At 47.3% G+C, this 19,110-nt stretch carries 18 protein-coding genes; 7 read left to right on the plus strand and 11 right to left on the minus strand.

Features of this window, described 5'->3' with window-relative positions:
* Positions 1-55: 55 nt before the first annotated feature.
* Positions 56-1,573 carry a class I adenylate-forming enzyme family protein gene (locus tag B2899_RS12580; RefSeq protein ID WP_286886236.1) on the minus strand — a complete coding sequence of 506 codons (1,518 nt, stop codon included), beginning with the start codon at positions 1,571-1,573 and terminating at the stop codon, positions 56-58.
* 33 nt (positions 1,574-1,606) lie between these two features.
* Positions 1,607-2,758, minus strand: coding sequence for a thiolase family protein (locus B2899_RS12585; RefSeq protein WP_286886239.1), 1,152 nt, complete (start codon positions 2,756-2,758; stop codon positions 1,607-1,609).
* Between the two features lie 313 nt (positions 2,759-3,071).
* On the opposite strand from B2899_RS12585, the gene B2899_RS12590 reads away from it, so the two are divergent.
* Positions 3,072-3,395 (plus strand): DMT family transporter, encoded by a 324-nt coding sequence (locus B2899_RS12590; RefSeq protein ID WP_146811819.1) that lies wholly within the window; start codon positions 3,072-3,074, stop codon positions 3,393-3,395.
* Positions 3,396-3,466: 71 nt separating this feature from the next.
* Here the strand turns inward: B2899_RS12590 and B2899_RS12595 are convergent, their stop codons facing one another.
* From B2899_RS12595 to B2899_RS12605, 3 genes are all read right to left on the minus strand, one after another.
* Complete coding sequence (locus B2899_RS12595; protein WP_146811820.1) at positions 3,467-4,534, minus strand: tartrate dehydrogenase; 1,068 nt, start codon at positions 4,532-4,534, stop codon at positions 3,467-3,469.
* A gap of 25 nt (positions 4,535-4,559) precedes the next feature.
* Complete coding sequence (locus B2899_RS12600) at positions 4,560-4,868, minus strand: MTH1187 family thiamine-binding protein (RefSeq protein WP_286886242.1); 309 nt, start codon at positions 4,866-4,868, stop codon at positions 4,560-4,562.
* Positions 4,869-5,062: 194 nt separating this feature from the next.
* On the minus strand, positions 5,063-5,239 hold the full coding sequence (locus B2899_RS12605) for a hypothetical protein (protein WP_286886245.1): 177 nt from the start codon (positions 5,237-5,239) through the stop codon (positions 5,063-5,065).
* Between the two features lie 268 nt (positions 5,240-5,507).
* Here B2899_RS12605 and B2899_RS12610 point away from each other — a divergent pair, with 268 nt between their 5' ends.
* A complete protein-coding gene (locus B2899_RS12610) occupies positions 5,508-6,152 on the plus strand; it encodes a hypothetical protein (protein WP_286886247.1) in 645 nt (214 codons plus the stop codon).
* A gap of 170 nt (positions 6,153-6,322) precedes the next feature.
* On the opposite strand, the gene B2899_RS12615 is transcribed toward B2899_RS12610, so the two are convergent.
* Positions 6,323-6,937, minus strand: a complete 615-nt coding sequence (locus B2899_RS12615; protein WP_146810178.1) for a PH domain-containing protein — start codon at positions 6,935-6,937, stop codon at positions 6,323-6,325.
* A 160-nt stretch (positions 6,938-7,097) separates the two neighbouring features.
* On the opposite strand from B2899_RS12615, the gene B2899_RS12620 reads away from it, so the two are divergent.
* Complete coding sequence (locus B2899_RS12620) at positions 7,098-7,364, plus strand: hypothetical protein (RefSeq protein WP_146810177.1); 267 nt, start codon at positions 7,098-7,100, stop codon at positions 7,362-7,364.
* On the opposite strand, the gene B2899_RS12625 is transcribed toward B2899_RS12620, so the two are convergent.
* From B2899_RS12625 to B2899_RS12645, 5 genes are all read right to left on the minus strand, one after another.
* The gene (locus B2899_RS12625) at positions 7,345-7,896 is read right to left on the minus strand and encodes a dihydrofolate reductase (RefSeq protein ID WP_286886250.1); all 552 of its coding nucleotides are present in this window, start codon (positions 7,894-7,896) and stop codon (positions 7,345-7,347) included. The two genes, B2899_RS12620 and B2899_RS12625, sit on opposite strands and share 20 nt — an antisense overlap.
* A complete protein-coding gene (gene thyA / locus B2899_RS12630) occupies positions 7,896-8,729 on the minus strand; it encodes a thymidylate synthase (protein ID WP_286886252.1) in 834 nt (277 codons plus the stop codon). Before thyA ends, B2899_RS12625 begins: the two co-directional genes overlap by 1 nt.
* A gap of 130 nt (positions 8,730-8,859) precedes the next feature.
* Positions 8,860-11,229: a glycoside hydrolase family 31 protein gene (locus tag B2899_RS12635; protein WP_286886254.1), complete on the minus strand. Its 2,370-nt coding sequence runs from the start codon at positions 11,227-11,229 to the stop codon at positions 8,860-8,862.
* A 93-nt stretch (positions 11,230-11,322) separates the two neighbouring features.
* Complete coding sequence (locus B2899_RS18545) at positions 11,323-11,847, minus strand: MaoC/PaaZ C-terminal domain-containing protein (protein ID WP_286886257.1); 525 nt, start codon at positions 11,845-11,847, stop codon at positions 11,323-11,325.
* Positions 11,848-11,975: 128 nt separating this feature from the next.
* The gene (locus tag B2899_RS12645; protein ID WP_286886259.1) at positions 11,976-13,493 is read right to left on the minus strand and encodes an L-lactate permease; all 1,518 of its coding nucleotides are present in this window, start codon (positions 13,491-13,493) and stop codon (positions 11,976-11,978) included.
* A gap of 131 nt (positions 13,494-13,624) precedes the next feature.
* On the opposite strand from B2899_RS12645, the gene B2899_RS12650 reads away from it, so the two are divergent.
* The 4 genes from B2899_RS12650 (at position 13,625) to B2899_RS12665 (ending at position 19,091) form a co-directional block, all read left to right on the plus strand.
* A complete protein-coding gene (locus B2899_RS12650; protein ID WP_146810171.1) occupies positions 13,625-14,188 on the plus strand; it encodes a helix-turn-helix domain-containing protein in 564 nt (187 codons plus the stop codon).
* Between the two features lie 119 nt (positions 14,189-14,307).
* Positions 14,308-16,863 carry an Ig-like domain-containing protein gene (locus B2899_RS12655; RefSeq protein WP_286886262.1) on the plus strand — a complete coding sequence of 852 codons (2,556 nt, stop codon included), beginning with the start codon at positions 14,308-14,310 and terminating at the stop codon, positions 16,861-16,863.
* A gap of 205 nt (positions 16,864-17,068) precedes the next feature.
* Positions 17,069-18,058, plus strand: coding sequence for a DMT family transporter (locus tag B2899_RS12660; RefSeq protein ID WP_414631776.1), 990 nt, complete (start codon positions 17,069-17,071; stop codon positions 18,056-18,058).
* 262 nt (positions 18,059-18,320) lie between these two features.
* Positions 18,321-19,091, plus strand: a complete 771-nt coding sequence (locus B2899_RS12665) for a class I SAM-dependent methyltransferase (RefSeq protein WP_286886267.1) — start codon at positions 18,321-18,323, stop codon at positions 19,089-19,091.
* The last annotated feature ends 19 nt before the right edge of the window (positions 19,092-19,110 follow it).

Raw genomic sequence — 19,110 nt, forward strand, 5'->3', positions numbered from 1 at the left:
TCATGATTTTCACAGAAAAAAAGGCGGCTCTTTCGTAGCAACCGCCTCTCAACCATTATTCTCCTTGTTTCTCCCGCAATACCGTTTTTAGCACTTTTCCGCTTGCATTGCGCGGCAGAGCCTCGAGAAATTCAACCTGAACCGGCACCTTATACCTGGCCAGCCTTTTTTCGCAGAACTGAATCACTTCTTGTTCTGTTAGCGTATTTCCTTCCTTTACGACCACGCAGGCTTTCGGCACTTCCCCATACACCTCATGCGGCATGCCGATGACCGCTGCTTCAAGCACCGTCGGAATTTCAAACAGCACTTCTTCTACTTCAATTGGATAAATGTTCTCACCGCCGCGAATGATCATGTCTTTCTTTCGGTCAACGATATATAAGAATCCTTCCTCATCCATGCGTCCCAGATCGCCGCTCAGCATCCAGCCGTTGCGCATCGCGAGTGCGGTCGCTTCCGGGTTTTTAAGGTATCCCTTCATGACATGAGGGCCTTTGATCGCAATCTCTCCCACCTCTCCGACAGGAACCTCGAATCCTTCATCATCCACAATGCATACTTCGCATCCCGGCAGCGGCTGGCCTACGGAACCGATTTTCGTGAGCGCATGCGGGTCCTTCAGTGTAGTGGCGCCCGGCGCGTTCTCGGTTTGTCCGTATAAATTCTGCACCTTCGCCTGAGGGAAAATCTGCTTTACTTTTTTGATTAATTCATATGGCATGGGCGCCGCCCCGTAAGTCAGCATGCGGAGATGCGGTACATGCAGCGCATGTAAATCCGGTTGATTCAACAGCAGCGTGTACATTGCCGGCACGCCGAAAAATACCGTAATCTTATGCTGCTGAAGGGCTTCCATGGTCTGTCTCGGGCTGAATCCTTTTTCAATCACCAGCGTACCGCCCGCCTGAATTGTGGGCAGCATGAACACGTGGGCAGCCGCGCAGTGAAACAGCGGAGCGACAATGAGAACCCGTTCGAACTTCGTAAGTTCCATTGCCTCTGCCCACATCTTTGCAATGGCTTCGCAGTTATCGTGGGAGAGCATGACTCCTTTCGGTCTTCCGGTCGTACCCGACGTATAGAAAATAACGGCAGTATCCTCTCCCTGGCAAACTACCGCAGGCATCTCCTCGCTCTCGTCAATCGCCTGCTGAATATCTATGCCTCGAAGCACGCTTTCTCCCCCTACATGAATGAAATGCGTAAGAAAGGGAAGAGAAGGCAGCAGCTCTTCTACCGTTTCGCTGAATTCTTGGTCATACACCAGTAGCTTCGCTTCTGAATGGTTTAGGATGTACTCGATTTCTCTCGGGGCCAGTCGTGTGTTGATCGGCAAGACACTTACGCCGGCCGCCTGGCAGGCAAAGTAGCAGGTAACAAAGACATCGGTATTGCCAAGCAATACGGCGACGGCATCTCCCTGATTCAATCCTTTGCTTCTGAAATAGCTTCCCAATCGGCGCGCCTTCTCCGCCAACTGACGGTAGCTCGTCTCACGACCTTCATAAATTGTAATCGCTTTCTCAGGTTGGTGCTCTATATGCTGAAGCAATATATCGAACGTCGCCATGTCCAGTCTCACCCCGCTTTCTTTTATTTTTTATCAGTCTAAGCGCTCAATGATAGTGGCATTTGCCATGCCGTGTCCCTCGCAAATTGCCTGCAACCCGTATTTGGCCCCGGTTCTTTCCATCTCATGCAGCAGCGTAACCATAACGCGCGCGCCGCTTGCGCCAAGCGGATGACCAAGCGCGATCGCACCGCCGTTCGGATTTAGTTTGTTCGGGTCCGCTCCCATTTCCATAAGCCAGACCATTGGTACGCAGGCAAACGCCTCATTTATCTCGTAAAGATCCATTTCATTAAGCGTAAGCCCGGCTTTTTGCAGCACTTTTTGCGTAGCGGCGATCGGTCCTGTCAGCATCAATGTCGGGTCAGATCCGACGACGGAACGGGCCACGATACGAAACCGCGGTTTGATTCCCAGCTCTTCTGCCTTACTTCTTGACATCAACAGAAGCGCTGCTGCCCCGTCACTGATTTGACTGGCGTTGCCTGCATGGATGCGACCATTTTCAAGAAAGGCGGGTTTTAATGTGCCCAGCTTCTCCAGCGACGTTTCCCGACGCGGTCCCTCGTCCTGTGTTACGCGAACGGTCGTCCCATCGGGCTGCTGAATATCGAGCGGTATGATTTCCCGTTCAAACCAGCCTTCATCCTGGGCCTTAATCGCCTTTTGATGGCTTCCCAGAGCGAATTCATCCATTTGCTGCCGGCTAAATCCCCATTTTTCCGCGATTCGTTCAGCGGAAATCCCCTGATTAAATGCACCGAACTGCGCGGTTAATTTCTCGTTCCATTCCGATCCCTGCAAATTGGAAAACATCGGAACACGGGACATGCTTTCCACACCGGCCGCGACGACAATGTCCATGTCCCCGCTGAGAATGGCCTGGGCGGCGAAATGGACAGCCTGCTGGCTGGACCCGCACTGGCGATCAATAGTGACACCCGGTACTTCAATCGGATAGCCGGCAAGCAGAGCGGCGACTCTCGCAATGTCTCCGGCCTGTTCTCCGCTTTGCGATACGCACCCCATGATGACATCTTCAATCATATCAGAAGAGATTCCTGAGCGTACGACCAACTCCTTCAACACCTGTGCCGCCAAATCATCGGGACGCATGGCACTCAATGCGCCTCCCCGTTTCCCAATCGGCGTTCGTACTGCTTCGACAATGACTACTTCTCGCACTGTATTTCCCCCTTATGCTTATTTTCCGTTCTATTCTCTATATTATCTTAATTTTTTATTTTTTCACATATTTATTCCCTGAAATCATTCTCTCGTTCTTTTCTCTCTTTTCCTTCGTACCGCAAAAGTCAGTTGCTCTTCCCACGATTTTCATGTCGGGACTGCGGCGAAAAAGCCATGGCCATCTTCTAGGTCCGGAACATTTACTCAATACGAAAATAACCCCTTTTGTGAGATAATGAATTACAATGAGGGAATACGTTATAAATTGGATGAAAATCCAAAGTTAAGCTTAAGTAGGGGAGGATACATCATGAACGGCTATGTATTTTTAATGATTGCGATTTTGAGCGAAGTTTTTGGAACTTCCATGCTAAAAATGTCAGAAGGTTTTTCAAAACTGCTGCCTAGTTTGGGTGTGATGGCAGGCTTCGGATCGGCCTTCTATTTTATTTCCCTGGCACTTCAGACACTCCCGCTCAGCATGTCATATGCGATTTGGTCAGGGATAGGAACGGCGCTAACCGCGATTATCGGTGTCGTGGTTTGGAAAGAGGCCTTTAACCTGCAAATTCTCATTGGACTGATTCTCATTATTGCGGGGGTAATGGTACTAAACTTTGCCAAATCCACGTGATACCTACCGCCCATACGAAGCCTACATAACAAAGCGGACAGTTCGTATCATCCGACTGTCCGCGCATATCCTTATCGATTGTTCAAAAGCTCAACCACCCGATCTCCCACTTCAGATGTGGAAGCGGTACCGCCCATATCCGGGGTAAGGACCTCTTTTTCTACCAATAATTGCTCGATTGCATCCAGCACCATCCGTCCCTGCTGTTCGTATCCGAAAAAGTCCAGCATTTGACTGGCAGACCAAATTGCCGCAAGCGGGTTGGCCAGGCCTTTTCCGGCAATATCGGGAGCCGAGCCGTGAATCGGTTCAAACATAGACGGATACGCTCGCTCCGGGTTGATATTCGCTCCGGCAGCCAAACCAAGTCCACCGGCGAGGGCGGCCCCCAAATCGGTAAGAATATCACCGAATAAATTGGATGTCACCACGACCTCAAACCGCTTCGGCTGTGTAATCATAAACATGCTGGCCGCATCCACCAGGTAGGAATAGGTTGGCACATCCGGATAGTCCCGGCTCACTTCTTCAAAGACCTGGTCCCAGAACACCATGGAATAATTCAGAGCATTTCCTTTGCTGATGCTGGTGACCGATTTCTTCATTTTTTGCGCCGTTTCAAATGCGTAGCGAATAATCCGCTCTGTTCCCTTGCGAGAGAAAACGCCTGTCTGCAGGACCACTTCCTCTGGCTTCCCCTTAAACAGCCAATCCCCGGCACCGGCGTATTCGCCTTCGCTGTTCTCCCGGATGAACAGCATATCGATGTCCTCTCTCTTCACGTTCTTCAGCGGACAAGGTGCTCCCTTCAGCAGTGTAATCGGTCGGATATTGACGTACTGGTCGAACTCTTTGCGAATCTTCAATAGCAAATCCCATAGTGAGATATGATCGGGAACGCCCGGATAGCCTACCGCCCCCAAATAAATCGCATCAAACGATTTTAGCTGTTCGATACCGTCATCCGCCATCATTTTGCCGTGCTCTACGTAATATTCGCATCCCCAGGGAAAATGCGTGAACTCGAATTGGAAGTCACTTTGTTCCGCCACTTTCTGCAGGACCTTAATCCCTTCGTTGATGACCTCCGGGCCAATCCCATCGCCAGGAATAACTGCAATCTTGAATGTTTTGCTCATGCTCTTCTCTCCCATTCTCTAACACTTACTTTTTTAGCTTGTTCCGCACGGATTGCATTTTTTGTTCCATAGAGGACGGCTTATCCCGACGCTCATCGATGCGAATCGAAGTGGAGACGCGCGGTGCCCCCTTAGTAAACGGATGCTCATGCATACGCTTTACTACTTCAAGAATATCATGCAGATCCCCTTCTATAATTGTACTCATCGGCGTCATCTGAAATTTGATATTCTCTTCGGCCGCTTCCAGGATACGGTGCACATCTGCTACATATTCACTTACGCTGCCCGATCCTGTTCCCAGTGGAATGATTGTCACTTCTACGATTGCCATCGCTCCCACTCCTTTTTCCATATGTACCCTTTCTAAAACGATTAACTACTTAATTACATTCTGTATTATACCAAAAATCGCCAGTTATCCATAATAGATAACTTACCTGGTGAAACCTCCTAGATATATGTTCAAGTGTCTTACTCCTTAGCAACATAATTTACGAAAAAAGCGTATTATTTACATAGATATTTCTACGATACGATCCCGGTTCCGTTCTGATACAGCCCGCGTGTGATCCGCTTTCCGCTGAAAACGGGCGCAGAAGTCGATTCGCCATAGACAGGCAGCGGGTCATTGGACAAGAAATCGGCCTGGGAGGTGTAGCTCTCTTCGGTGGTGAACACCCGAATCCCTGCTTGTTCTTCCATCCTTTGTTTCTTCCAATTACAATGATTGCCGTATAGTATTGTTGTAGAACTGGTTGATCTAACTTGCCAAGGTTGAGACACCGGAATGGTTTCGGAAACTGAAGGCGCTTTTCTTCTTTTACTTTGCGCACCTGGTGAGAGAAGAAAACGGGGGGCTTGGCGAGTTTCAATTTTTCATTCGAAGACGATTCATCCTCTTCCTATCGCTTCCATCGATGGCGGAAGGGATGTTCTCGCCCTAAAACGATAAACCGGGGAGGAATACATTATGAAAGTCGCCTTAATTCATGCTACAACAACCGCGTTAGAACCCATTGAAAGGGCATTCCGAGAAGAACAAGCGGATGTCGAGCTTCTCCATTTCATGGACACCGGCCTGCTTTCCATGATGGAAAAGAAGGGCTCGCTAACGCCGGACATTATTCAACGCTTTTCTTTGCTGGTTAACTTAGCCGCACAGTCCGAGGTGAATTGCATTCAGCTCACATGCTCTGCGTTTAACAACGTAACAAGCATCCTTCAACCGCTGTATCCTGTAAAACTATTCCGTTCGGACGAGGCGATGCTTGATGAAGCACTGGCTTACAAGCGAATCGGATTGATTTCTACCGTTAGAGAAACACCCATTGCCCTGCTTAGCTATTTAAGAGAAAAAAAGCCGGATGTTCAGGTAGAGTCATTAGTAGATCCGGGCCTTATTCATCTTCTCTTCCAGGGAAAGCAAGAGGAGCATGATAAAAGAGTGCGGGAGATGGTACACCAAATCGACGGGAAGGTTGATGTCATTGTACTCTCCCAATATAGCATGGAACATGTAGCCGGGCAGATTCATCCTTCCGTTCCTGTTCTGACCGCTCCCAGGGCTACAGCGAAACGGTGTCTGGCTTATTTGCAAAGTCTATCTTCGACATAAGACTTAACCATGGAACAGCAGATAGCGGGAACCTTGCGCCTCGAAGCGTCAAATACGGAATGTAACTCTGCCATCCACCCTGTTGTTGAATAAAGACAGGGTGGATGGTAAGAAAAATGACGCGGACCTACTTTAGCGGCTGCCGACCAGAAAACTCACCTTTGTTTTATTTAGTTGTTAATATACCGCTCAAATACAGGGCCGAAATCCTTCACCGTATATTTTTCTCTGCTATCAACCAGCCAGGAGAAAGCCGCCTGGTTCAGCCCTTTAAATTGGTCGACCAAATTATTTTCCGTACTTGCCACCCGGGTTAAGGTAGTAGAAGCCAAATCAAGGCTTTGCCTTGCAAACCCTAAAGCCACTTCATTTTCGTGTGAAATCTCGGCAATCATCAGAAGCGCTTTGTACAAGTCCTTCAGCTCTTCGAGATGCTTCTTGTGTACATCGATCGAATAAGGTTGCGATCCGATGTTGAATTTGATTTCAACATCCAGATCGACCGTACCGGCCGTTTCAAGCACAACATCCGAAATTTTATAAGTATAATACGGATAGCGGCGAAGCGTGCGCTTTTTGCTTGTCGCACTCGTTCCGTCGAGATGAATCAAAGCTTTGTTCGTAAAGCAATATTCATCTGATTTTGATTTGATTAGAAAATATATTTTCTCGTTGTCTTCACGCATAACATAGTCATCGGCATCGGCTTTGTCGTAGTTTTCCGGTTTGATGACCGTCCCCACATCGCTAAGTCCAAGCATATCAGCCGCTACTTTTCCAAACATCGTCGTATTCCTCCCCTTTTTCAATTAAATCCCAGTTACTTCAATACCATCATAACACGAATAAGAATGGATGAATATCCAAAAATGGCAATGGGTACCTTAGAAAAGACAAGGCTTCACTGTGTTAACACATATTTGGCACAAAAAGGAGGAGCATGAAATGCACCATATAGAAGGTACTATTTTCTCCGGCGAGTTTGATCAAGACGCCAATGAATTCGTCTTAACAAGCGTCAAAAACATTCCGACTCAATCCGTGTTAAAAGCCAGTCAACTCCGGGCCATTTATAACCATCTTGTGAAAACGAAGGAGAGCCACGGTTCCTATACGATGACCGTAAACGACCAGCTCCCCGTACGCCTGAATGAAACGGAAGTCGAGCAATTATTACGCGAACTCCATGACATCAACAAACGTATTCAGTAGTACTTCTTTTATTGTGCTGTCCTGTATCAGCTGATTCATACCGTCTTCCTTTCCGTTCATACACCTCGAAGTAATATTCGTATGGTGTGTCCCGTGATCCCTTTTTCTTAGAAGTGCGTTCCCATTCTTCTTTTGAAATTTCCGGAAAGAAAGTATCCGCATCAAAAACGGCATTCACCTGCGTAACATAGAGCCTGTCTGCATGCGGCAGAAATAGGCGGTATACTTCTTCGCCACCGATAATGAAAGTTTCTCTCTTCCCTCCCGGCTCTACAATTTCTGATAAGATATCATCTATAGAATGATACACAAGGCAGCCTTCCGCCTTGTAAGACGTATTCCTTGTCAAAATAATGTTTGTTCTGTTAGGAAGCGGCTTTCCAATCGATTCAAAGGTTTTCCTTCCCATGATGACGGTTCGACTGCTTGTGAGCTTTTTAAAGTACTGAAGATCCTCTGGAATATGCCATAACAGCTTGTTCTCTTTGCCGATTCCTCTCTCTTTATCCATGGCGAGAATCATGGAAAGCATTAAATCGCCACCTCCATTTTAATAGCAGGATGGTGCTGATAATTTACCAAATTGAAATCGTCAATCGTAAAATCATCAAAGTTTTTGATGTCCGGATTAATCCAGAGTTCAGGTGCAGGATATGGCTCACGCTGGATTTGCTCCTGCAACGGCTCGATATGTCGTTCGTAAATATGTAAGTCGTTAATATTAAAGGTTAGTGTTCCCAGCTCATATCCCGTCACCTGGGCCACCATTCTTTGCAGCACGTAATACTGGAACACATTGAATGGATTTCCCAACGCCAGATCATTGGAGCGGACTTGAACAATCAAATGCAATTTTCCCTGTTTAACCAGCCACTGGTTATTCCATACGCAGGGGTATAAGGCCATTTGATCCAAATCGTCAATATTCCATAAAGAGATGACGTGTCTTCTGGAAGCGGGGTTGTTTTTCAATTCCTCAATCAAATTGTGTACTTGATTGGTTATTTTGCCTTTAAGCATGATTGGTTTTCCCAGCTGATAGCCATAGGCTTTGCCTATATTATTGTTTTTGTTTGTCCACTCTTTCCATATCGTTACGTTGTTTTCATCCAGGTACGCACAATCGCTTGTCCGTTTGACATAAAACCAGAGAAGTTCATGGATGGCCGATTTCCAGGCGACTCGCTTTGTCGTCAAAATGGGCACTTCGGTATTATCAAATGTAATTTGTTTTGAAATTACGCTTTTCGTATACGCAGGTGTACCGTCCGCCCATTTCGTTCTAACGTTTTGGTCTTTATCCCAATCACCGTTTTCTATTACATCATTGACTAAATTCTTGTAGATTTGATCTGCTATGCTCATTTTGTTTTACCCACCTCTGTCCATTTCCTGCTTCGACAACAGTACGCTTTTATTATCCTACCGTATTGTCGTCCGTTCTTCCACCATGTTCGAAAGTCAATTTTCTTTCGTCAACGAAATCGATACCCGTTTACCGCACCACTTCGAAAACGGCCCGTTTCTTGTCTGCATCAAAAAATGCGTCCACGACTCGTTTCCCGTTCCATGTAATCAACATATCCGGCGTGGTATGGTGCAGTGTGAATACGACTTTTTTCCATGGTGGCGTAAAGGCGTTCACAGTGTCTTCCACCGTAATCGTAACGACATTCTCCGCAAACCGACAGCGAATACGCTGTTCCAAATAGTGCCCTTCCTGATAGCGTATTGTCGCCCCGTCATCTTCATAAAATGCATACTCGGTCTCCCCTTCTGTAGGATAGATATGAAAAGTCATTGCATCGTCCGGCGTCTTTGTTGATGATTTCGCTTCCGCTTCAGGAAGGATAGCACCTTCTTTGATAAACATCGGCAAAGTTGCCAGATCCGCTTCCACCATAATGTGTCTGCCACCTTTGATTTTCTCGTCCGTCCAGTAATCATACCAGGTTCCTTCAGGCAGATATACGACCCGATGAAATGTCGACGGTGTCGTGATGGGCGCAATCATAACATACGGGCCCAGCAAAAACTGATCGGATAGGTTCCAGGTATGTGTATCGTTCGGATATTCCATGACCAGCGGACGCATCACGGGAGCGCCGGTCATATAAGCTTCACGGAATAACGTATACAGGTAGGGCAGCCATTTGTAACGCAGTTGAATGTATTTCCTTACAATTTCTTCGATTTCTTCACCAAACGCCCATGGCTCCTGGCGTACCGTTCCGAGATTGCTGTGATTCCGGAAATACGGTGTAAAGGCACCCGCCTGCGTCCAGCGGGCAAGCAGCTCCCCGGTCGCGTCATGGGCAAATCCCCCGACATCTGAACCGGAAAAAGCCACACCCGACATACCAAGATTCATGCACATCGGCATCATCATCTGCAAATGTTCCCAGAAGCTCCGATTGTCTCCCGTCCAGACGGCTGCATACCGCTGCACACCCGCATACCCGGCTCGCGTAAGCACAAAAGGGCGCTTTCCGCGCAGGTGCTTTTTCAATCCATGGAACGTAGCTTCCGCCATGAACAAACCATACACGTTATGTAATTCACGGTGCGTTTTTGGATTGCCGTCATTGTCATGTATGACTTCGGGGTCCATAGTTTTCGTTTCATTGAACACGGCCGGCTCATTCATATCATTCCAAATGCCTTCCACTCCGATATCGGTATAAAACTTCTGCTTCTCCCCCCACCATGAACGGACACTACGGCTTGTAAAGTCCGGAAACGCGCTGCTGCCGGGCCATACGTCACCGAAATACATCGCGCCTTCTACGTATCTGCAAAAACAATTTTGACGAATCCCTTCCTGATAAACCGGATATTCCGGATCTTTTTTTACACCCGGATCGACAATCGGCACCGCATGAATGCCGGCCTCTTCTAAATCCTGAAGCAGCCGCTGCGGATGCGGAAAGCGGGTCCGGTCGAACGTAAAGACCCGGTATCCGTCCATATGGTGAATATCTAAATGAATGGCGTCCAGTGGAATGTTCTTCCTTTGAAAGTGCTCTACAAGATCACGAACTTCTGCCTCGTTCTGGTAGCTGTACCGGGATTGATGATAGCCGATTGCCCATTTGGGGGGCAGCTCCATTCGCCCCGTTAATGTCGTATACTGTTCCAGCACATCTTTTGGCGTAGGGCCAGCCAGTACATAATAATCCAGCTCCCCGCCTTCAGCCCAGAAAGAATACGTATCGTTTGCCGATTTCATATCAAACACGGTTTTAAATGTATTGTCGAAGAAAATTCCGTGCGCATACCCTTCGCGAATGGTCATAAAATAGGGAATGGATTGATACAACGGGTCCGTTTCCGGATTGTGCGGCGCAAATACATCGCTGTTCCACATGGTCATTTTCTCTCCGCGTTTGTCCAAATAGCTTGTTTTTTCACCAAAACCGTAGAAATGGTCAGTTGCGCGCATATCCTTTACGCACATAATTTGTCCCCTGGCGGTATACGTCATCCCCCGTCTTCCTTCGCTTACCAGCAGACGTCCGTTCCTGTCATAAACGGCTATGCGAAACGGATGACGCTTTATCTGTACGGATAGCGTATCGCTTCGCAATTCGACTTCCTCTTGCTTCCCGCCCGCTTTTACTCTCACATTTTCCGGCTCTTTTACCAGCGCAAAACTCGTCTCCATTGTAGGTTCATAGAAGGGATGCATCACAATACGAACGATATCGCTCCGATAGAATCTTATGTTCACATATCCATTATCACAAACAAATTTGTAGACAGCGTCAACTTGAGTAAAAGTCTGCATATTCCCTATGTCATGCCATACGTCCGTTCTTTCCTTCTTTTCCTTTTCCGGATGGATGGCGAAACTGGTATCTTCCATCTGCGCTCTCCTCCATTTCTGGACCGGTTGGTTCTCTCCGGTAGTTTGTGCCCGATTGATACAGGATATTAACAGTATTGCTTTGCCATGTATCTACTTTGCTTTTAACGCAACCTCCGACGAATAGATAAAGCAAAAGAAAAAAGCGACACAGATTCTTATTCCGTGCCGCTGCTTGCTTATATTTCCTTCGCTTTTAAGAACACATTGCACTGTGTGGTCATAACTGTAATGTTTTCTTGATTGAATACGGTAAATTTCAACGTAACCAGCCCTCTTTTTCCATTGGAAGAGGCTTTCGTCCCTACTACTTCTACTTCGGTGGTTAATTGGTCGCCCGCTCGTACAGGCGCAGTCCAGCGCAAATAATCCAGCCCGCTTCCGCCGATAATCTCGGTGCCGGAATCTCCCGCTCTCAATCCATTGGCGCCAGACTACACCTGCGGTATGAAATCCCGAAGCGATGATACCACCAAAGGGGCCCTGCTCGGCAAACTCACGATCGATGTGGATCGGCTGGGGATCGTACTTCCTGGCAAACTCATCAATTTCTTCTGCCGTTATCGTAATAGGCTCCAGGGTGAAGCGCTGACCCGTATAAAATTCTTCAAAATACATGGTGCTCCTCCTTTTTCGCTTTAGCCCGCTAAATGTATGGATTTATATGCATTCTCAACCCTTGCTTAAAAATCGCACTGCCCGTGCCATATGTAATTCTTCATACTAAATAATTATATAACAGAAAATTAGTGTAATAAAGAAAATTCAAGCGATATCATTGCAATCATTACTAACAGCAAAGATACTGTCGCAATCAAAAAGATTTTTCGCAATATCTTATTTTCTGCTGTATGAATACCTGAGACCGACACGCCCAACAGCACACGGGAGGGCGACGCCATCGTCATATGGGACGCACTCGTATTCTGTGCATAACCAAACAACTCTGCAGAGAACCCGGAGTGATGAGCCGCTTGCACCTGGAGATTAATGAACATCGCATTGGATCCCGTATTGCTCCCCGTAAGAAATCCCCCGATACCTCCAATGATGGGAGAAATGACCATGAGGGCAGAACCAAACGCTGCGGCCGCTGCCTGGGCAAGCATGGCCGTCATTCCCGCCTGCGACATAATCTCTGCCATAGCGACGAACGCAAACGTAGAAAACGTGACCGGAAACCATTGCTTTATAGTTAGCCTGATTGATTTGCAAATAACCTTCTTTTTAATGCCGAACACGAAAATCGTAAAAATGCAGGTAATGAGGATAGAAAAGCCCGGCGAATACAAGATCGGCAGTTGAAACGAATACTCAGCTAAATCAAGAACCATATGAGATGTAAGGAAACGCTCTACCGGCGGAATCAATCGGGATAGAAATAACAATCCCGTTAAAAACAAATACGGCAGCATCGCGCTTCCGATGCGATGGACCCGATCGGATGCAGCGGAAGAAGTCATCCGGGATAATGAGGGAGATGCTGTTTTGGCCCGTTTCATAGAAAAGCGAATAAACAATAGCTCCACGCCCATTGCGACGAGCGCTCCCAGCACGCCAGCCAATTCCACGCTGATATAGGCGTTAAATAACCAAACCGAAGCGGCCAGGGATCCTGAAACTATTATCGTCTCTCTCCCTCTTTTTTTAAGACCTTCCCTTCCTCCTGCAAGATAAACGGCCACCAGAGCGAAATAGAGAAACGTGGGAGCGGTCAAAATCGCGCTTCCAGAGCCCAGCGTTTGCAAAGGAATGCCACCCAGATTTGATCCGATGACCGTTCCCGTTGCCAGCGCTCCCCAGGGAACGGCACTTAAACCTACCAAGGATAGGAGCGTGGCTTTATAACGGGAAAATCCAAGTTCAATCAAAATCGGGGCCACAACGATGATGGCAATACCAAAACCGCTCACCGATTCTACTAAAGGGGAAAAAGCAACCACCAGCAGCAAAACCTGGCGTACAGGGTCCGGTGTAGAGTGGGCGATAAAAGAAGCGATGACTTTTATAAGCCCTTCTTCATTCATCAAATGAAACAAAAAAATGCCGAAAAGAAGGACATAGGCGACAATCGAAGAGATAAGCGCCCCCTTGATAGACGAATGAAAGAGTTGCGCCGTTTCCAGATGAAACCGGGGCGTGATAGACGCAATCAAAATAGCGATCCCATACGCACCGAACCCTGCCCGCACGGAAGATTGCTTGAGAATAAACAACAGCAAGAAAATGACCAAAATCGGAAACAGAGCCAGCAGAATTGTCATTAGTCTCCCCCTCATTGTTGATGCGTAGAAAAAAATATACTATAGTAGATATGTGTTCATTATAGAGAATATAACTCGTAAAAATCAAGAATTTTTTCTTCTATAGAGGAAATAAAGAGGCTGGGATATGAATGAATTTTGGAAAAAACGTAAAAAATGCCAGAAAAGAACAAAGATTGACACTGGAGGAATTATCGGAACGAAGCGGCGTCAGCCGTTCCATGCTGTCGAAAATTGAACGGGAAGAAAAAAATCCAACCATCCAGGTCGCTTGTCAAATAGCGGAAGCTCTTCATATGACACTGTCACAACTTTTAGGCGAGCATGAAAAACGAGAGAGCCTTTTCATTCCAAAGGATAAGAGATTAGTCTATCAAGATGAGCAATCCGGTTTCAGCCGTTACCTCCTGTCTCCTTCGCTTCCCTCCCGAGGGATTGAATTTATATTGAATGTCATTCCGCCGGGACAGGAATCCGGAGTCTTTCCCCCTCATAAACGAGGCGTGAAAGAATATATCACGGTTGCGAATGGGGCGCTGCGCGTGATATTGGGCAAAGACCTTACGGAGTACGATTTACAAGAAGGAGACTCCCTTTATTTCGAAGCCGATGTGGAACACCAATTTATCAATACGGGAACAGAAGAATGCCGGTATTACCTGATCATCGACTCGCACGATGCAAAAAGCTTATAAGATACTACTAAATACACAGATGAACATATCTAAACAAGTAAGAGAGTGAAAAGGAATCATTTTCATTCTCTTTTTTCTTTTTACAATAAGAACAAATAATGATGTCCAAGGGGGATTGTATGCACCGCTCTGTTTTCTTTTTCCAATGTCTCACTATCGTTCTTTTTCTGTTTGGATTGCTAGCGCCAGTTCCAGTACAAGCCTTCGCCTCACCTATCATTCAGCCCGAACATACGACTTCCTCGCCCGAGCTACCGACTTTCTTTACTAAGGCCGAGAAGAAAGGGATACCTATCACGCAAGCTGCTTCCGACCGCGCAAGCGATATTTATGTTACATTTGCCCGCCCTTTCGATTTCGAAGCTCTACGTCAGGCCTGGCTTGACAAGGACATTCTTCTACAAGTAACAAGCCGTGGTAAAAGCATCCCGGTACGGCATATCGCCAGAGAAAATTCCCGTGTGCTTCGTCTGGGATTCGGGCAGGAACAGCCTCTGGAGGAAGCCGCGCTTGTCACCGTGGAAATTCGTGATTTACGGCAGAAGCCAATTTTTGCGACCAGCTATGCAGCCTTTGTCCTAAAAGACGCCAAGCTTCCTGCGCTTAAAAACATGCGGCAAACGGGAAGCGGTTCGTTCCTTCTTGAATTCGATGAGCCGGTGTATACCGGCCCGCGCAGCAGCGGATTCGAGTTCTGGAGATTGAATGGGCATGACATATACGCGCGCCTGGTTTCTGTGAAGCCGGAGACGGCGAAAAGCCGGCTCTTCGGCGATTTTCGCCGCTTCGCCATGCTGGAATTAAACCAGGGAGCCCGTTCACTCTATTCCCCTTCGGGTGAGACGAACCGGCTGGAGGGATTCGGGGTTGCCGATTATGCAGGACAGAGAAGTGGAAAACGGCTGCACAATGTTAGAATCGAATTTCGTTCTCCGAAGCCGGTAGAGCCCGTACCTCAGATTCACATGCAATCTCCGGAGCAATTCGTGCTTCGCTTTCCTTCCGAAACAGTGTCGGTATATGGCTTTGGCCTTCCGCTCGGCGCTGACGCCATCCGTTTCGAACGCCAGGATGGTTGGGACGAAAACGGCAAGCCAAAATGGACGACAAAACATGTGCGCTTGAATGAAGATGTGGCACTTGAATACGACGGTTTCACGACTTACTATTTGCATATGAAGAAAGACTGGACAGACATCCTGCAGACCAAAAACAGTGGACCGGAATATGGTGCGCCAGGATATGACCGCGTACGGATTACGCTGTTGAAAGGAAAAGCGAAAGATGCGGGAAGCACTGCCACCAATCAAACCGATATTGTGCGTGAGTTTCGGCTTCCTACCGATACGCGCCCACCCCGCATCGTGAAAACGGAAGCTACGTATACGGCTGTGTCTGACCGTGAAACCCTGACCGTCACATTCGACGAACCCGTACAGATCCCGGGGGCTACCCGGCATCTTACACCTTCGAACGGTGAGTCGGCTGTACCGTCCCCTGCCTTCGAATTCGTGTCGCGAAAAACTGGAAAACACATCCCTGCTTTCGTTACCGGATTTCTTACAGCCAGAGACGATACAACTTACACACTGACACTTCCTAATGAAGTCGCTTTAGCACCTGGCCGATGGGAGCTGGCGGTTCGAAATCTCTCGGACGATGCAGGCAATCAAGCCGACATTCTCAGACGCACCATTGACATTCGCCCGTCCCTGCTTTTACCACACAAGCATACTGAGCCTCCTGCGTTAGCCTGGGGAATCGCCATCGATAACGTGAATGCCGACAAAAAACCGGAAGCGGATGAGGATGTGGTCGTCCTTCAGTTCAATACGATTCTCTCCGCCGATGCTCGGGCGCGCGTACATTATTGGATTGCCGGTCAGCCGCTTCCACCCACCGCAAAAGTGCTGGCACGTTCCGTCCGCTTTGATAGCGATAACGACGGTGTTCTGACAGATCAAGATAAGACCGGGACGCGCATGACACTTCTCTTACCCAGGGAAACCTTCGGTATACTGGACGATGCAATAGTGGCCAAACCGGTAGAAGGTATTCATTTCAACGTTCAAGTTGAAAGTGAAGAAGGGGAAGACATCAACAAGTGGGGTTCCTCGCCTTACGCTCTTTCCGGTACGACTGATGCAATACTTAAAGAAGCGTTGTCCCGCTATCGAAAAGCGGAAGCGTCTCCATCGGATTACCTATGGCTGAATGAAACCATACGTCATGCCGAAGCAGAACTCTCCGCATCCCGTGCAGGAGACACAGAAGGGGAATTTCCGGCAGAAGCCATTGAAGCGCTGCGTCAAGCCGTCGAACGTGCAAAGCAGACAGCCACCAGCAAACAGGCGGGACGGGGAGAGACAGATGGAGCCATCCACTCCCTTCAAACCGCGCAAGCTGAATTCTATACCCGCCAGCATGGGCTTCCGGCCGACAAATGGAACCTGATCATGGAACTTCGCATCGCCAGGTCCGCATGGCAAGAGATTAAGGAAAATCCTTATCAATATCCGCCGGGACTATCCGATACATTCGCTGCAGCCATTGCACAGGCAGAGGCCGTGCTCGCCAAAGAGAACGCCAGCGAACAGGAAGTGCAGAACGCCTATCGCAGACTGGTTTATGCAATCATTGAAAAAGCGCAGTATGAGGTGCCGCCACCAGAATGATAGAAAAATCTACATGATTCCAGTAAAAATATTCCCCTTATTCTTATCCGGTAATCATTGTATCCACAAAAGCGCCCAACGAATATTCGAACAGATAAAAAGCAGGAAGTTTCATAAAAATATGGTAAGATAATAACCAAAAAGAAGGATGAATCATCAAGATTCTCTTCCTTTTTTATCGTATGATGCACGATCCAGGGAAGGGGTGGACAGATTGAGCAAATACAGAGTATACCTGATTTTATTTTGCACAATGATCGTATGGGGATTTAACGTCACGGCTGTAAAGGTTCTGGTGACCAACTTCATGCCGGTGACCATGACGGCTTTTCGCATCTTTGCCGCAGGCGTAAGCGTATTTATCATCCTTTTTTGTTTTAAGAAGGTACGCATGCTGACAAAGACGGAATTTCGTTATATCTTTTTTGGCGGGCTGTTGAATGTAGTGGCCCACCATTATTTTCTATCTGTTGGACTTACGAAAACATCCGCCTCCAACGGCGGACTGATTTTAGGAATGGGGCCGCTTCTGACCGCAATCTTAGCGGCGCTTTTTTTAGGGAACCGATTTTCGGTTATGCGTGTCATCGGGATTCTTTTAGGGATTACCGGCGTATCGTTTATTGTGCTGAAAGGCAACAGCGGCATAAACGGTATTTCAATGGGGGATGTGAATGTGTTTGTCTCCGTTTTTGCTCAAGCAATCAGCTTTATTTTGATTAGAAAGGCGTCCAGTACCCTGGATCCAAGACTGATGACCGGATATATGCTAGTGATAGGATCGGTCTTCTTGTTCATTCTTGGCTTATTCCTTGAGCCCGGCGGTATAAAGAGTATGGCACACGGATCTATTGGAATGTGGGTTATCTTCTTTGCATCCGCCATCATTGCCACGGCTATCGGCCATATGATCTACAATCAGGCCATCGGAAATGTTGGCGCGGCGGAGTCTGCCATTTTCTTGAATTTAAGTCCTTTTTTCTCTTTGGTAGGAGCAGCTATTTTCCTGGGCGAAAGAATCGTCATGGAACAAATTCTTGGCTTTATCTTTATTTTATTCGGTGTACTCCTTGGCTCAGGGGCCTTCGAAGAGATGCGCTCCAATATAAAGCAGAAGCGGGCGATAAATCTAACAAAACCATCATGGCCAATTGGCCACAAGCCCTGCCGTGAAAATGAAAGGAAGCACGGCTGACTTTTGCGGTCCGAAGAAAAAGGAGAAAAGAACGAGGGAATGATTTCAATTTTACTATCAGAAACCCTTAGGTCAGCGGTTGACCTAAGGATTTTTTGTCTTCCTCTCTATTATCATCTGTTCATAAAGGAAAGATGAATAAACAGTAGATATAGGAAAATCCTATCAATTAATTAGGAATTATATATTTCTCTTATCGTCAAAAAAGTGATAAAAAGAAGGAAGAGAGAGTTATTACGTGAACCATAAGGAGTGAGCAGGTGTGAATAAAAACTCTATAAACACATGGAACGCCGATTTGTACGACGACAAGATTTCATTCGTATCCGAGTATGGAAAAGAGGTTGTCCGCTTGTTAAATCCGCAAGAAGGGGAGCACATTCTCGACATCGGATGCGGAACAGGTGATCTGACCAGAGAAATTGCCGATGCAGGTGCACTCCCGCTCGGTATCGATTTATCCTCGTCCATGATTGAAAAAGCCAGACAGAAATACCCCGATCTGTCCTTCATTGTTGCAGATGCAAGCACCTTTCATACAGATCAAGTATTTGATGCCGCCTTTTCGAACGCGGCACTGCATTGGATGAAGCAGCCGGAAGACGTGATTGCTTCCGTATGGCATTTGCTAAAACCCGGCGGCCGTTTTGTAGCTGAATTCGGCGGCAAAGGAAATGTACAAATCATAATCGACAGTATTACAGAGGTTCTTTCGGAATACGGCATATCAGCCGCAGAGCGAAATCCCTGGTATTTCCCGAGCATAGGAGAATACAGCATGCTTCTTGAGCAACAGGGCTTTCATGTACGGTATGCGGTTCATTTTGCTCGCCCCACCCCTCTTCACGATGGTGAGCGCGGACTGACGCATTGGCTGGTGAGCTTCAGTGACGACTTTTTTCATGATTTTAACCCGGCCCAAAAGGAAACGATCTTTCAAAAAATCATTCAAAAAGCGAAACCTCACTTGTACCGTAATGGAAAGTGGACGGCAGATTATAAACGCCTTCGTATAGCAGCGATCAAAGAATAGCCTTATGGCCTGCTGTAGA

Origin of the sequence: Aneurinibacillus sp. UBA3580, from assembly GCF_002375825.1 — a bacterium.
Lineage (GTDB): Bacteria > Bacillota > Bacilli > Aneurinibacillales > Aneurinibacillaceae > Aneurinibacillus > Aneurinibacillus danicus.

What these genes read in the sequence shown, in the direction of transcription:
- B2899_RS12590 (WP_146811819.1), top strand. Translation starts at nt 3,072, where the DNA reads ATGAACGGCTATGTATTTTTAATGATTGCGATTTTGAGCGAAGTTTTT.
- B2899_RS12635 (WP_286886254.1), bottom strand. Translation starts at nt 11,229, where the DNA reads ATGGAAGATACCAGTTTCGCCATCCATCCGGAAAAGGAAAAGAAGGAA.
- B2899_RS12650 (WP_146810171.1), top strand. Translation starts at nt 13,625, where the DNA reads ATGAATTTTGGAAAAAACGTAAAAAATGCCAGAAAAGAACAAAGATTG.
- B2899_RS12580 (WP_286886236.1), bottom strand. Translation starts at nt 1,573, where the DNA reads ATGGCGACGTTCGATATATTGCTTCAGCATATAGAGCACCAACCTGAG.
- B2899_RS12625 (WP_286886250.1), bottom strand. Translation starts at nt 7,896, where the DNA reads ATGCTTTCCATGATTCTCGCCATGGATAAAGAGAGAGGAATCGGCAAA.
- B2899_RS12595 (WP_146811820.1), bottom strand. Translation starts at nt 4,534, where the DNA reads ATGAGCAAAACATTCAAGATTGCAGTTATTCCTGGCGATGGGATTGGC.
- B2899_RS12600 (WP_286886242.1), bottom strand. Translation starts at nt 4,868, where the DNA reads ATGGCAATCGTAGAAGTGACAATCATTCCACTGGGAACAGGATCGGGC.
- B2899_RS12620 (WP_146810177.1), top strand. Translation starts at nt 7,098, where the DNA reads ATGCACCATATAGAAGGTACTATTTTCTCCGGCGAGTTTGATCAAGAC.
- B2899_RS12615 (WP_146810178.1), bottom strand. Translation starts at nt 6,937, where the DNA reads ATGTTTGGAAAAGTAGCGGCTGATATGCTTGGACTTAGCGATGTGGGG.
- B2899_RS12655 (WP_286886262.1), top strand. Translation starts at nt 14,308, where the DNA reads ATGCACCGCTCTGTTTTCTTTTTCCAATGTCTCACTATCGTTCTTTTT.
- B2899_RS12645 (WP_286886259.1), bottom strand. Translation starts at nt 13,493, where the DNA reads ATGACAATTCTGCTGGCTCTGTTTCCGATTTTGGTCATTTTCTTGCTG.
- B2899_RS12605 (WP_286886245.1), bottom strand. Translation starts at nt 5,239, where the DNA reads ATGGAAGAACAAGCAGGGATTCGGGTGTTCACCACCGAAGAGAGCTAC.
- B2899_RS18545 (WP_286886257.1), bottom strand. Translation starts at nt 11,847, where the DNA reads ATGTATTTTGAAGAATTTTATACGGGTCAGCGCTTCACCCTGGAGCCT.
- thyA (WP_286886252.1), bottom strand. Translation starts at nt 8,729, where the DNA reads ATGAGCATAGCAGATCAAATCTACAAGAATTTAGTCAATGATGTAATA.
- B2899_RS12610 (WP_286886247.1), top strand. Translation starts at nt 5,508, where the DNA reads ATGAAAGTCGCCTTAATTCATGCTACAACAACCGCGTTAGAACCCATT.